Here is a 13,929-nt window from a genome sequence, read left to right on the forward strand (position 1 = left end):
ATCTCCGACGAGTTTTAAGCCCATTCTCGATAGCAGAGCCTTCGCAGCCCTCGTCCCCGAAAGAAACTTGCACCAAACCCATAAATCGAACATCAAACTCATCAAGCCACCTCGAGTTTCAACAATAAATGGGACACCCCCAACGGCCTCACTCGGATTGATTCTTTCACCATTTATGACAATTTGAACGTCTTTGTAGTTTATTAAGTATGGCGCAAAAATCTCAGAGAACTCTTGTATTCCTTCGTCGGAAATGAGTTTTTTGAATTGTTTTTCAATGTCAGTTATTTCAACAACCACCCCTGTTTCGACGACATTTTCAGGGTATGTTGGTTCTGTAACAAAGACTGACTTTAGGCTGTTCGATAAAACACCAAGTGAGAAAACCTCAATTCTGTCATTCTCGTTTAAATGTCGAACTTTCCACTCAACCGATTTACCAAGTGAAAATGCCTTGTAACGTCCCTTGCCTTCTTGGCCATGAATCATCCTTCGAAGTTTGGGTGTTTGCCGCTTTTGACGCTTCCAAGAACCTCCTATTTTTCCAAAAAGCGATGTTGCTTCCTCGTGACTAAAGCCTGTGCCGTTGTCGATGATGTAGATTTTTGAGAGTCCACCAGCTAAATCATTAAACTCAAACTCGACATGAACCTCACTCGCTTCGGCATCCAGGCTATTCCAGATGAGTTCTGACACAGCTTGGATTGGGTCAGCTCTGGTCGTCTGCTTCTCAACAAAATCAAGTTCTACATCAACTGTGATTTTTTTTGCTTTTGAGGGATCAATCGAGAGGCTCATCGGGATAAGGATTCTACTCCTGAGAATTGGGGTTGGTGTTTTTTTTGCAATTTCAAATTTAAATATGATTGGTAAACAAACTTTCATCAAAATGCAATTCGATGTGTGATACCAAACTCAAATACTCGACAGTATCTATTTGAGTCTTTCCGCAATTGATCCTTTGCATTTTTCCCTCTAACATCATCCGTTGAATAAAATCCTCCGATGTGGCCGCACATAACGGCCTCATGGACAGTATGATACGAAAAAACGGAAACGCCCTTGAACGCAGTAGAAATCGAAGAAGCCATATCCCAGCTCGCCGAGCAGCCTTTCGATCCGGCTGAGTTTCCCTACGCCTTCCTTGAAGCCTTCGGGAACAAGGAAACCACCATCAAGCGCCTTCGCACAGGCTCAAGCAATTCCTCCGACATCGAAAACGGCGTTCTCCAGCGCAACAACATTCACATCGCGGTCTGTGATGCAGGCAAAGTCACTGAAACGCTGGAAAGGCTTAAGGAAAGCCCTGCCACGCGCAAGGCCAAGGCAAAATTTGTTTTGGCAACGGACGGCGAGGTTTTTGAGTCAGAAGACCTCACCTCGGAGGAAACCATAGCCTGCAAGTATCAGGACTTTCCAAACTACTTCGGTTTCTTCGGGGCACTTGCGGGAATATCGTTTCCAAAGGCCATAAAAGAAAATTCATTCGACATTAGGGCAACGAAACAACTGAACCGCCTCTACATCGAGCTTTTGAAGGACAACTCTAAATGGGGAACGGAGGAACGCCGCCATGACATGAACCATTTCATGGCAAGGTTGATTTTCTGCTTCTTTGCTGAAGACACTGACATCTTCAACGGCACTGCTTTTTTCACCGCCACCATCGAGCAAATGAGTGAGAGGGATTCCTCAAACACCCATTTTGTGATTGGGGAAATCTTCCGTGCCATGGACACGAAGATTGAAGACCGTGCCAAGGCCAACCTTCCAAGATGGGCAGATTGCTTCCCCTACGTGAACGGTGGTTTGTTTGCCGGAAATCAGGAGGTTCCGAATTTCAGCCGAATTGCCCGTTCTTACCTTATTCACGTTGGTAAATTGGACTGGACGAAGATCAATCCCGATATCTTCGGCTCCATGATCCAGGCCGTAGCGGATGATGAGGAGCGCGGAGCACTTGGGATGCACTACACCAGCGTTCCCAATATCCTGAAAGTCTTGAACCCTCTCTTCCTTGATGACTTGCGGGAGAAGCTTGAAGAAGCAGGCGACAATTCACGCAAGCTCCTGAACCTTCGTAATCGCCTGAGTAAAATCAGGGTATTTGACCCCGCCTGCGGATCAGGGAATTTCCTCGTTATTGCTTACAAGGAAATGCGGACGATTGAAGCGGAAATCAACAAACGGCGCAATGAATCCGAAAACCGCACCGTCATCCCCCTTACCAATTTTAGAGGGATTGAACTCAGGAGCTTTTCAGCGGAAGTAGCAAGGCTCGCCCTTATCATCGCTGAATACCAATGCGATGTCCTATACCGAGGTCAGAAAGAAGCTCTCGCCGAATTCCTGCCACTGGAAAAGGCCAACTGGATCACATGTGGAAACGCATTGCGCCTTGATTGGCTGTCTATATGCCCGCCGACCGGAACAGGAGTAAAACTGCACAGTGATGATCTATTCAATTCACCCTTGGATCAGGCCGAAATCGACTTCCAGAATGAAGGCGGCGAAACCTATATCTGCGGAAACCCTCCATATCTGGGTTCCACATGGCAATCTAAAGAACAAAAAGCCGATTTGGAGGCGATATTTGGTCACCTGACAAAGACATGGAAGTCTCTGGATTATGTTTCTGCTTGGTTTATGAAGGCCGCTGAATACGGCAAACACACCGATGCGGCTTCGGCTTTCGTTGCCACCAACTCAATTTGCCAAGGACAGCAGGTTCCAATTCTCTGGCCTCTGATCTTTGATACGGGACATGAAATTGCTTTTGCACATACGTCTTTCAAATGGGCAAACCTAGCCAGCCATAATGCAGGAGTAACTGTGATAATCGTTGGGATTTCAAACCACCCAAGAAAAATCCGTAGTTTGTTCTCAATTGATGAAAATGGAGAAACATTAGAGAAATCAGTAGATTATATTAATTCATATCTCGTAAACTCAACAAACCTCCAGTTATCAAAATCAAGTGTCCCAATAAGCGAGGTTACCGTTATGGATCGAGGTGACAGTGCAGTTGACGGTGGAGGATTGCTTCTCGACTCTATTGAAAGCAACGTTCTTAGAAGTGAAAATCCTGAAGCACACAAAAAATTCGTTAGAAAATACTTAGGCTCAGAAGAACTAATTAATGGTAAATCACGCTACTGTTTATGGATAGAAGATCACCAAAAATCAGAGGTTGAAGAGATTCTGTTTATTCAAAACAGATTGCATTGCGTCCACAAAATGCGTTCCGAGAGCAAAAAAGCACAAACAAAAGGTGCTGCAAGTTATCCTCACAGATTCGGAGAAATCCGTCATAGAAGCAGTGATTACACAATTGTCGTTCCTCGTGTTAGTTCAGAAAATAGACAATTCTTACCCGTCGATATGGTCAAAGGAGGAACAATTATCGGGGATCGAAATTTTGCTCTATACGATGCACCTCTATGGAACTTGGCGTTGATTGCTTCACGCCTCCATTGGATTTGGATTGGGGCAGTATGTGTTCGCTTAGAGATGCGTTTTTCTTACTCCAATACACTTGGGTGGAATACCTTTCCTGTTCCAAAACTTACAGAGAAGAATAAGGAAGATTTAACCAGATGTGCTGAAGAAATCTTGATTGCTCGGGAGCGCCATTTCCCTGCTACCATCGCCGATCTCTACGATCCTGAGAATATGCCTGACGATCTTCGAGAAGCACATGATCGGAATGATGAATTTTTGGAGCGCATCTACATCGGTCGCAGGTTTAAAAATGACACCGAACGCCTCGAAAAGCTATTCGAGCTTTATACCCAGATGACTAAGTAGGGAATCCTCCAATGAAAATTAAGAACATTTCACTTCGGAAATTTAAACGTTTTGAGAACTTTACAATTAAAGATATTCCTCAGAGTGCCAGACTTATCATTCTCACGGGTCCGAATGGTTCAGGTAAGAGCTCGCTCTTTGAAGGGTTTAATTTTTGGTCTCGTTTTAACTCCGGATATGGCGGTTATGATCCAGAATATCACTCAAGAGATAAATCAATCCAGGAACACGAACAAAGACAAACAACAAGAATTGAATTTCATGATTTTTCTCAATCTCACAACCATTTAGAGAACAAAGGTGTGTTCTATATTCGTTCAGCATATAGGCATGAAGCAGATTTCACCACGTCTAACATTGGAAGTGTTCAAGATGCACTAGAAAGCGCTAGTTTACTTCAATCGCTAATTCGCCAAGAAAGTAGAGTATCTGAAAACTACAATCGAATTGTTGGAGAAGCTGTTAAAGAGCTTTTCAACGGTGTGGAGCCAGACAAAACTAAGCTGGAAATACGAGATCGTCTGATTGGCCAAATACGAGAATCAATGGAGGCCATCTTCGGTGATTTGATTTTGAGTGGGACAGGCAATCCGACAAATGGGGGAACATTTCGCTTCAATAAAGGAGCGGTGTCTCATTTTCATTATAAAAATCTTTCAGGAGGTGAAAAAGCTGCCTTTGACTTGCTGCTCGATTTTATCGTGAAAAAAGAAGCTTTCAATAACACTGTCTTTTGTATTGATGAACCTGAGTTGCATATGCATACAAAACTCCAAGGAAAACTGCTGGAACAGCTATTTCATTTGCTTCCCGAGAATTGTCAACTGTGGATTTCAACTCATTCGATCGGAATGGCCAGAAAGGCTGCTGAACTTTATAGAGAAAATCCCCAAGAGGTTATATTCCTCGATTTTCACGGTCTGAATTTTGATGAAGAAATTGCACTTACTCCACTAGAACCAAGCAGGGATTATTGGAAAAATATGTTCGATACAGCGCTCGACGATTTATCCAAGCTCGTGGTTCCATCAAAAGTAGTTTTTTGCGAAGGAAAGCGTCTTGGTTCTGGAGGCAGAAAACCTTCCTTTGATGTTTCGATATATTCCAAAATTTTTGGATCAATATATCCTGATTGTGATTTTGTACCCCTTGGAGGAACCACAGAAGTTGAGTCAGATGGAAAATTGGCTAGTGCATTGCTTAAGAAGCTTGCCCCAGGTATTACGACATGGATGGTTTTTGACAGAGATGACCGTTCCTCGGAAGAGATTGTAGAACTTGAATCAAAAGATATTCGGGTTCTTGGAAAACGTGATTTAGAAAGTTATCTTTGGAGTGATGAAATTCTTCAGAAATTAGCGACTTCATTCGGACAAGATGAAGCAGGAGCATCAATTATTGAGGAGAAAAATAGGCTTCTAGCGAACCTACCAAGTAACAAACCAAGAGATGATATTAAGGCAATATCTGGTGAACTTTATAACTTTTGTAAAGAAACTCTTTTAATCACTCAAAGAGGTAATAATGCGGAAGCTTTTTCGAGGGACGCACTAGCACCCTTGATCACTCCTGATACATCAACTTTTCAAGAACTAGATTCCGTGATTTTTGGACAACAAAATTAGAGAGAAGATCCAATGACCAACCCAAAATCAATTCCCTCAGTAACGGTTAATTACAAGACGACCGGCAGTTCGATGAAGTCGAACGAGCTGGGTATGCGGGCAATGCAGGAACGTGCCTATGAAAAACGCGGTGAGCAATATCTTTTGATCAAATCTCCTCCCGCCTCCGGCAAAAGCCGTGCCTTGATGTTCATCGCTCTTGATAAGCTGCACAATCAGGGTGTCAAACAGGCCATCATTGCCGTGCCTGAAAAATCCATCGGTGCCAGTTTTGCCAATGAACCGCTCAGCCAATTCGGGTTCTGGGCTGATTGGAAGATGGAGCAGCGCTGGAATCTCTGCAACGCCCCAGGGGAGGATGGAAGCAAGGTCAATGCCGTTAAGTCCTTCCTTGAAAGCGAAGACAAGGTTCTGGTTTGCACCCATTCTACCTTCCGCTTTGCCGTAGAGCGTTTTGGCATCGAAGTCTTTGATGATCGCCTCATTGCCATTGATGAATTCCACCATGTCAGCGCCGATGATGACAATGTGCTGGGATCACAGCTCAAACGCTTCGTTGAGCAGGATAAGACCCACATTGTTGCCATGACAGGCTCTTACTTTCGCGGGGATGCCAATCCCGTCCTCATGCCCGAGGATGAAGCCAAGTTCGATACCGTTACCTATACTTATTACGAGCAGCTCAACGGCTATGAGTTCTTAAAGACCCTCAATATCGGCTATTATTTCTACAGCGGAGCCTACGCCGATGAAATCCTGAGTGTTCTCGATCCCAATGAGAAAACCATCATCCATATCCCCAATGTGAACTCACGCGAGAGCATGGGGGATAAAATCAAAGAGGTTGAACATATCATTGAGGAACTTGGAGACTGGCAAGGCATCGATCCCGAAACCGGCTTTCATCTGGTCAAGACTTCTTCCGGCAAAATGCTGCGCATTGCCGATCTTGTTGATGATGATCCAAGCAAACGTAACCGCGTATCAGCAGCCCTGCGGATGCCAGAAGCCAAGAAAAACCGCGATCATGTTGATATCATCATCGCCCTTGGCATGGCCAAGGAAGGATTTGATTGGGTGTGGTGTGAACATGCCCTCACGGTTGGTTATCGCTCCAGCCTGACAGAAATCGTGCAGATCATTGGACGCGCAACCCGCGATGCCCCAGGCAAAACCACTGCGCGTTTTACCAACCTGATTGCAGAGCCGGACGCTTCCGAAGAAGCCGTTACCGATGCCGTCAATGATACCTTAAAGGCTATTGCCGCCAGCTTGCTCATGGAGCAAGTGCTTGCGCCCAAGTTCAACTTCGTTCCCAAGAACCAGCAAAGCGCCCCCGTTGAAGGTTATGATTACGGAGAAGGCGGTTATAATCCCGAAAAATGCAATGTCGGATTTAATGACCAGACCGGACAATTCCAGATCGAAATCAAAGGTCTCTATGAGCCAAAAAGCGAAGAAGCCCAGCGTATTTGCAAGGAAGACCTCAATGAAGTGATTGCCGCTTTCGTGCAGGATAAGCCTTCCCTCGAACGCGGACTCTTTGATGAGGAAATGGTTGCCGAAGAAATCACTCAGGTTCGCATGGGTAAGATCATCAAGGAAAAATATCCAGAGCTTGAAGCCGAAGATCAGGAAGCCGTGCGTCAGCACGCGATTGCCGCCCTCAATCTGACCCAGAAGGCCAAAGACGCTCTCAATAATGATCCTGATTTGCGCCAGAGCGGCAATACCGCTCTCATTGATGGGGTGCGCAAATTTACTATGGATGTCAGGGATTTGGATGTGGACTGGATTGATACAATCAACCCATTCAGTGAAGCCTACGCCATTCTCGCAAAAGCCATGACAGAGAGCAGCCTCAAAGCCATGGCTGAAGTGATTTCCGCCAGAAAACCCAAACTCACCCTTGAAGAGGCCAGAGAGCTTGCAAAACGCGCCTTGCAATTCAAGCAAGAGCGTGGCCGCCTCCCTAACATCAAAGCCGCCGATCCATGGGAACAAAGAATGGCTGAAGGCATCGCATTCCTGCAACGCGCAACAGCGGAGGCCTCCAATGGCTGAGTTAAGCGACAAGGAGCTATTGGACGCTCTTGGCGTAGAAGCAGAGCAAGAGAAGAAAGTCACGCATACCCCGCGTGAAGAGCGCATCATTGCAGGCTTTGAAGAAATCCAGAAATTCGTTGAAGAAAACGGACGCTTGCCCCAGCACGGTGAGGAGAATGATATCTTCGAGCGACTTTATGCCGTGCGCCTCGACCAAATCCGCAAACTCAAAGAATGCAAAGACCTGGTATCGGAAATGGATTATCAGGGGCTTTTATGCGGGAGCTTTGAGCCTGTAGACAGTGTGCCCGATGATATTCCAGATGAGGAGCTTTTAGAGCAGCTAGGCGTAAGTCCTGCCAATGAGGATGGTTCAATCACGACCCTTCGGCATGTAAAACCAAGGGCAGAAATCAGAGCCGCCGAAGAAATCGCCCAGCGCACACCATGCAGGGATTTTGATACATTCAAGCCGGTGTTCCAAGCGGTGCAGGAAGACCTCAATGAAGGCGTTCGCAGAACCATTCCCTACAAAGACAATGCCAAAGTGAACAAGGGGGATTTTTTCATCCTTGGAGGGCAGAAGCTAATTGTAGCGGAACTTGGAGAAGAATTCGTCAACAATTACGACAAGATCGACCGCAGATTGCGGGTGATCTACGACAACGGAACCGAGAGCGACATCCTTTTGCGTTCTCTCCAGCGCGGTCTTAACAAAGACGAAACCAGCAGAAGGATCACAGACCCTTCGTTAGGACCGCTTTTTTCGAGCACGCAAAGTGATGATGATGTTGCCAGCGGGACGATCTACGTCCTTCGCAGCAAGTCAGACCTGCCAATCGTTGAGGAAAACCGCGATGTTCTGCACAAAATTGGCGTAACTGGGGGTGGGGTGAAGCAACGCTTTGCCAATGCCAGGCATGATGCCACTTTTCTTCTGGCCGATGTGGAGGTGGTTGCTACCTTTGAACTCTTCAATATCAATCGTGCCAAACTCGAAAACCTCATTCACAGGTTCTTTGCCCCTGCTCGCCTTGATATCACCATCAATGACCGCTTTGGTGATCCTGTTCGCCCCAGAGAGTGGTTCCTTGTGCCTCTGTTTATAATCAACGAAGTGGTAGACAAGATCGTGGACGGAACGATTGCCGATTATTCCTACGATCCAAAATCCGTGAAACTGATTCCCTTGGAGAAGTAGACGTTCCTCAGGTGGGGAAAAGCCTTTCCCCTGATCCGAGCTTGTAATCTCGGATGCACCCCTTTCAAGCGGGGGTATGCCCCCGCAACGCCTGTCTGTATGAGTTTTGTCAAGTAATACCGGAAACTCTGGGCTTTCAGAAGGTTTGGCTCAGCATTCAAGCACACAAAAGAGCCGCCATCCGAACTTGATAGACGGTTCTCTGTAATTCGCGTATCCGGTGGTTCATGCCTGTCTTCGTGCTCACCCGTTACACGGGCGGCACATGATATGGTTCGAAAAGGTGGAGTAGAGCAATCCCCCTAAAACGGGCTTTGCTTTGACAAGCCCAGCGTTGCGGTCGCTCTTACTCCAACCTCGTCCTACCGGACATTTTGGCTGAATCAATTCACGAAAGATTCAGCCAAATCCAAACTATGCCGCTTCAAGTGGCTCGTTCTTTTCAAACTGAGTTTCATCAAGCCACATGCGAAACATTATGACCGCAAGCTTTCTTGCAACTGCAACTCGTGCATTTTTCATTGAACTTCGCTTGGCAATATTCCTGCCCCAAGATTTTAAGGAACAGGGTTTTGTTGACGGACGAAGAATATAGGCAGCTGCTTCATACAGATGTCCACGCAACAATCGATCACCGCATTTTGTAATCCCGGCATCATAATCAGTCTCACCAGAAGCATACTTCTTGGGCGTAATACCCAAATGCGCACCCACATCGCGTGATCGCCGAAATCTCGCAGGATCATCGATAACCGACTTATAGAGAAGCGCTGTCATAGCACCCACTCCTGGGATGCTCATCAATGTTGTACAAACTGCATCCTTTTTGGCGGCTGTTATCAGCATTCTTTCCAGCTGATCTGATTTTGCTGCCATCGTCTTTCGTATCTCCAGCAGAGGTTCGAAAGCAGCCTCCAATTCTCCATCACCGGCAATCAGATCACGAACACATTTATCAAATGACCCGCGCCCCCGAGTGACGCTGATCTTTATTCCAAAGACTTTCAAGGCTCCACGGATATGATTGTCCAATGCTATCCGTTGATTAACTATCATTTTTCTGGCCGTGATGATTGTTTTGATACGCTGACTTTCATCACTTTTCACATGAACCGGTTTATACCACCCCGTTCGCATCATTTGAGCAATTGCCCGCGCATCGTTACGATCCGTTTTCATGTTCTGAGCGGCCATTGCTGCTTTGGCATGCCGTGTCTCGATAACAGTAACAGGGTGCCCCAAAGATCGGAGTTCCTTGTAGAGCCAGATCGTCAGGTTGCTTGCTTCGATACCAATGCGAGATGCTGAAAATCCATTCTGGCTAAGCCATTGGTTTATATCATTTGCATCAGTTATCAGAGACGACTCTTTCAGAATATTGCCATGGTCATCGACCACGCAAACAGCCGTCGTTTTTAGGGCTACATCCAGCCCGACAAAATATGTCATGAGTTCCTCATCGTGTTGGTTGATTTTAGCCTGATGGCCTAATCAAAATTACCACAAAACTCATACACGTTATCCCCCGCGCCAGCATCCTTGATGCTTGCAAATTTAGCTTATGCCCCATGTCATGGGGCTTGGAGGACTGTTCCAGCTCTGAGGAAGCTGGAACTCTATCAAGGGCGTCCCTTGAAAGCTTGGAGGAGCTTGGGACGCCCGTTTTATGCTCGGCGCACCGAGTAGCCGTCTCGCGCGGGACAAGTGTGGGGCAAAGAAACTTCGATTTCCCTCCGCTAGCGCGCACTTCATCTCGTTACATTGCCGATGGGTCTTTATTGGTAGGCCTTGAGATTTGACGGCAGCAAGCAACCATCAAAACACCCCTGTTGCGCCCACCAAGCCCAGGCGCTTTTGCGGCAGTGTTGCTCACTGCCTTCAAGAAACTGTGCGGGGCGCTGCCCCCCACTCATTCAAGGGTGTCCCCAATTTTCGGGTGCGCTGTGCTTCCCTGCAAACAGGGTGATCCCCCTCCCTTGAATTCGCTACCCCCGTTCTCGGCGAAGGCCAGGGTTTCAGCAGCAGCAAGCAGTTCGCTGCGCTTCACTGAAACCCATAACCAAAGGAAAGAAAATGAACACCGTAACCGACACTCCGAGAATCTACGTTGCCTGTCTGGCCGCCTACAATGCTGGAATCCTCCACGGTGAATGGATTGATCTTGATCAGGACATTGACGACATCTGGAAGGAAATTAGAAACATGCTGGCCAGCTCACCCGAGGAATGCGCCGAAGAATGGGCAATCCACGATTATGAAGGCTTTGGAACTCTCAGGATCTCCGAATACGAAGGAATTGAGACAGTCCACCAATACGCGGAATTCATCCTTGAGCACGAGGAAACCGGAACGCTTTTACTTTCCGAATTCTGCGGAGACCTCGAACATTCCAGAAACATCCTTGAAAACTATATCGGCTGTTATTCCAGCCTTGCCGATTACGCCCAGGAGCTGACCGAAGAAACAACCCAAATCCCTGAAAACCTGAGTTTCTACATCGATTACGAAGCCATGGCGCGGGATATGAAGCTCAACGGTGAAATCATCGAACTTGAGGAATCCTTTGAAAAGGTTCACCTGTTCTACAACTCATAAAAAACTGGAGCTCCCCGCTGGGGAGCTCTATTGTTTCAAAATGTCAAAGAATATTACAACGCCGATCTATCACATTTGGACAGACGCTTTGCATTTTAGGGCTCTGGCTTCACAGACGTATAACAAGGATTGGAATAGAGGAACCTATATTCGATGGGGAATAATCTCCGCTTGGACGGCATTTGAAATGGCATGCCAAGACGCTGTTGGATTTGATCGTCTAGGAAACCGGTTTAAGGATAAACTCAATTATGCATTAAAAGAAAATAATTGCGACCAACCAAATTGGGGGGAAGGCATTTGGCAGAAAGTTGGAAAAGTTTATGAACTAAGGAAAAGTTTAGTTCATAGCCCTAGCAGGGAAGATTTGCGCCCAACTTCTGTTGAGAGGCTTGATGAAGCAATTGAAATTCTTCGAGACGCAATAACTGAAATCTACTTACTTGCTAAAAGCGACCCGCCAAGATGGCAGCTTGACGATAAAGATGAAGGATGGGTAAACCAGCATGACTATGTGAACGTCACAGTCCTGCGAGGAGTAGATCACAAAGATACACGTAGGATTGAGGTTGTTTACATTTCAAAGGGTAAAGAATGCCTTTCTGAGGTATTGCCCCCAGATTCTGACTACAAAGCAGCAATAGAGAGCATCAAAATGAATGCCCTTTGTTCGATATCTGCATTTCGAGTCTATCAAGGTGACGGTGAACTGATTTACGAAGAAGAAGCGAGTATCAGAGGTGTCTAACCATTGGCGCAATCTGGGTTTCCCTCATCTTTTTTCCAGCCCCGTTTCATGCTAGGAATAGAAAGTCTATTCGTTCAATTGCCGAGATACAAGGAACGCCCACCAATGCTTGATGATGAGGCCGTCAAAAAACTCGAAAAGCTCGCATATGAGCGCGGAAAAAGGGAAACCAAAGCAATCCTTTCCGCCGAATATGAAGCCAAGCTGGAGAGCGCCCGCGAGCGAGCCTATCGCAAGGGATACCGCGAGGCTGAAAAAGCCGTAAGAGACAAAGCCTTCAAGGAAGGCCGGAAATTCGCGGAAAAGCAGCTCAAGGCTCACTACGAAAGAGAAAAGACCATCGCCTTTTCCAAAGGCGCAGATGCCGGAGAATCCGAAACCAAAAAAGTTCTCAAATCCCGCTACCTGCCCGCCTACGAGGCTGACGAGAAAATCGCCTATCACGCCAAAATTGACTTTGTTGAAGACAACTTTACCCAGAGAATCCAGACCCTGAAGCCAGGGCAGCAGCTCTGCTACGCATTGCGCAACGGCCTTGGCTTTCGAGGCACAAGCGCAGCTCACAAGAGGCATTCAATTGCTCTCAGATTCCATGAGCGCAATGAAGTGGTTTTGTTCGTCCGGCCAATACAGAGCGTCGAAATCAATGACGAGGCCAGAGAAGGCCGCTTTGAAACCCAATATGAGTATTGCTTGAGGAAGCTATGATTTAATCCGGTGCTTATCTAAAAGTTTCTTATAGCGATTTCTGAAATTGTTTAGAAAATAAATTTCTTTCTCATATTCTTGACCATTGATCAGATAGGTGCCTTCAAAATGAGCATCCACATTCATTGTAAGGTTTAGTCCAAATATTCCAAAAATGACATTAATATCATCGTTGATGCTACTCATGTAACTGTTCCGTTCTTCCTTGGTTTTTATGATGAAATGAAGGTTGTAATCGACGGCATCTAATATGTTTATCAATCTTGTGAGTGCAAATGGATGCTCTCTTTTATCGTCTTCAAGTTTGAATTTATCATCAATCAGCGAAAGTATAGCTACAATAACCATTGCTGAGTAAATAACGCATTTGATCCAGGTTTTGACTTGATAAGCATCACGAAAAGATACGCCTTTTTCTACAGGCTTAAATCTACCTCTTCCCGGCATTGATGCAAAGAAGGTCGAAATGGCTTGTGCGTCAGCTTCTAGCTCAAGGCACCTTATTAATACCGGATCACCTTCAATACCGCATCCTTCATGTTCATCTGGAGCCTCATGTAAGCGAGCCACCCCAAATTCCTCCTTGGCAAGATTTACATGCCCTAGGTTAAAATGAGCTTGTTCGTGAAAAGAAATAAATTTAAAGCAAAGCTCAGAAAGGAAATTTCCAAGTCTTCCTCGGGACGAAGAATCAATTTCCTCAGGATTGTCTGAGCTGAAAGAGATTCCGGCAACACTCCCCTTGAAGCTCCTCCCTTCGAATAGAAAGCGGTAATCGGTGCACCTATCTCGAAGCCTACCAATTGATGTATTTACCCATACGGGTAAATCAAAGGGAACTTCTTTGTAAAAGTCTGATATTCCCACAAGAGTTGAAACTGCATCAAAAACTGCGAGATGAATACCCAGATTAAAATAATATCTAGGAGAATTGTTTTTACTTGCGGAAACAGAAGCGTTAAATCGAGGAGAATCTACAAGAAAGTAGTTTTTATCTAATATCGAAGAATCTGTTTCAGGCACTTTGATTGAGGGAAAAGATCGAGCAATATGCTCACGAAATACTTCAAATGCACCATTATACAGATTGGAGTTGTTCATAGGATATTTGCAGATAACGCTTCCAAAGCATGTCCAAGAACAGGAGGGACACAAAATAACACTCCATAAAAGAAATTTGAGCCGACTAGGCAATCCAA

Annotated in this window: 10 protein-coding genes; 7 read left to right on the top strand and 3 right to left on the bottom strand. The window is 45.9% G+C overall.

The window, feature by feature from the left end:
* The coding region (locus ABQ298_02350; GenBank protein MEQ9823205.1) for an ATP-binding protein at positions 1-798 on the bottom strand (798 nt) is incomplete at its 3' end.
* A gap of 264 nt (positions 799-1,062) precedes the next feature.
* Here ABQ298_02350 and ABQ298_02355 point away from each other — a divergent pair.
* The 4 genes from ABQ298_02355 to ABQ298_02370 are packed head-to-tail and all read left to right on the top strand — an operon-like array spanning position 1,063 to position 8,679.
* A complete protein-coding gene (locus ABQ298_02355; protein MEQ9823206.1) occupies positions 1,063-3,807 on the top strand; it encodes a DNA methyltransferase in 2,745 nt (914 codons plus the stop codon).
* A gap of 11 nt (positions 3,808-3,818) precedes the next feature.
* The gene (locus ABQ298_02360) at positions 3,819-5,432 is read left to right on the top strand and encodes an AAA family ATPase (protein MEQ9823207.1); all 1,614 of its coding nucleotides are present in this window, start codon (positions 3,819-3,821) and stop codon (positions 5,430-5,432) included.
* Between the two features lie 12 nt (positions 5,433-5,444).
* Positions 5,445-7,496, top strand: a complete 2,052-nt coding sequence (locus tag ABQ298_02365) for a DEAD/DEAH box helicase (protein ID MEQ9823208.1) — start codon at positions 5,445-5,447, stop codon at positions 7,494-7,496.
* Positions 7,489-8,679 carry a GIY-YIG nuclease family protein gene (locus ABQ298_02370; protein MEQ9823209.1) on the top strand — a complete coding sequence of 397 codons (1,191 nt, stop codon included), beginning with the start codon at positions 7,489-7,491 and terminating at the stop codon, positions 8,677-8,679. The genes ABQ298_02365 and ABQ298_02370 overlap by 8 nt, the downstream gene beginning before the upstream one ends.
* Positions 8,680-9,093: 414 nt before the next feature.
* Here ABQ298_02370 and ABQ298_02375 read toward each other — a convergent pair whose 3' ends face one another.
* Positions 9,094-10,128 carry an IS110 family transposase gene (locus tag ABQ298_02375; protein MEQ9823210.1) on the bottom strand — a complete coding sequence of 345 codons (1,035 nt, stop codon included), beginning with the start codon at positions 10,126-10,128 and terminating at the stop codon, positions 9,094-9,096.
* Positions 10,129-10,752: 624 nt separating this feature from the next.
* Between ABQ298_02375 and ABQ298_02380 the strand changes: the two genes are divergently transcribed.
* Genes ABQ298_02380 through ABQ298_02390 form a run of 3 tightly spaced genes read left to right on the top strand, consistent with a single transcriptional unit; the run spans position 10,753 to position 12,730 of the window.
* Positions 10,753-11,274 (top strand): antirestriction protein ArdA, encoded by a 522-nt coding sequence (locus ABQ298_02380; GenBank protein ID MEQ9823211.1) that lies wholly within the window; start codon positions 10,753-10,755, stop codon positions 11,272-11,274.
* A 40-nt stretch (positions 11,275-11,314) separates the two neighbouring features.
* Complete coding sequence (locus ABQ298_02385) at positions 11,315-12,022, top strand: hypothetical protein (protein MEQ9823212.1); 708 nt, start codon at positions 11,315-11,317, stop codon at positions 12,020-12,022.
* Between the two features lie 48 nt (positions 12,023-12,070).
* On the top strand, positions 12,071-12,730 hold the full coding sequence (locus ABQ298_02390; GenBank protein MEQ9823213.1) for a hypothetical protein: 660 nt from the start codon (positions 12,071-12,073) through the stop codon (positions 12,728-12,730).
* Here the strand turns inward: ABQ298_02390 and ABQ298_02395 are convergent.
* Entirely contained in the window at positions 12,725-13,831 is a 1,107-nt protein-coding gene (locus ABQ298_02395; GenBank protein MEQ9823214.1) for a hypothetical protein, read from the bottom strand. The genes ABQ298_02390 and ABQ298_02395 overlap by 6 nt on opposite strands.
* Between the last annotated feature and the right edge of the window lie 98 nt (positions 13,832-13,929).

It is taken from the genome of Puniceicoccaceae bacterium (assembly GCA_040224245.1).
Classification (GTDB): domain Bacteria; phylum Verrucomicrobiota; class Verrucomicrobiia; order Opitutales; family JAFGAQ01; genus JAKSBQ01.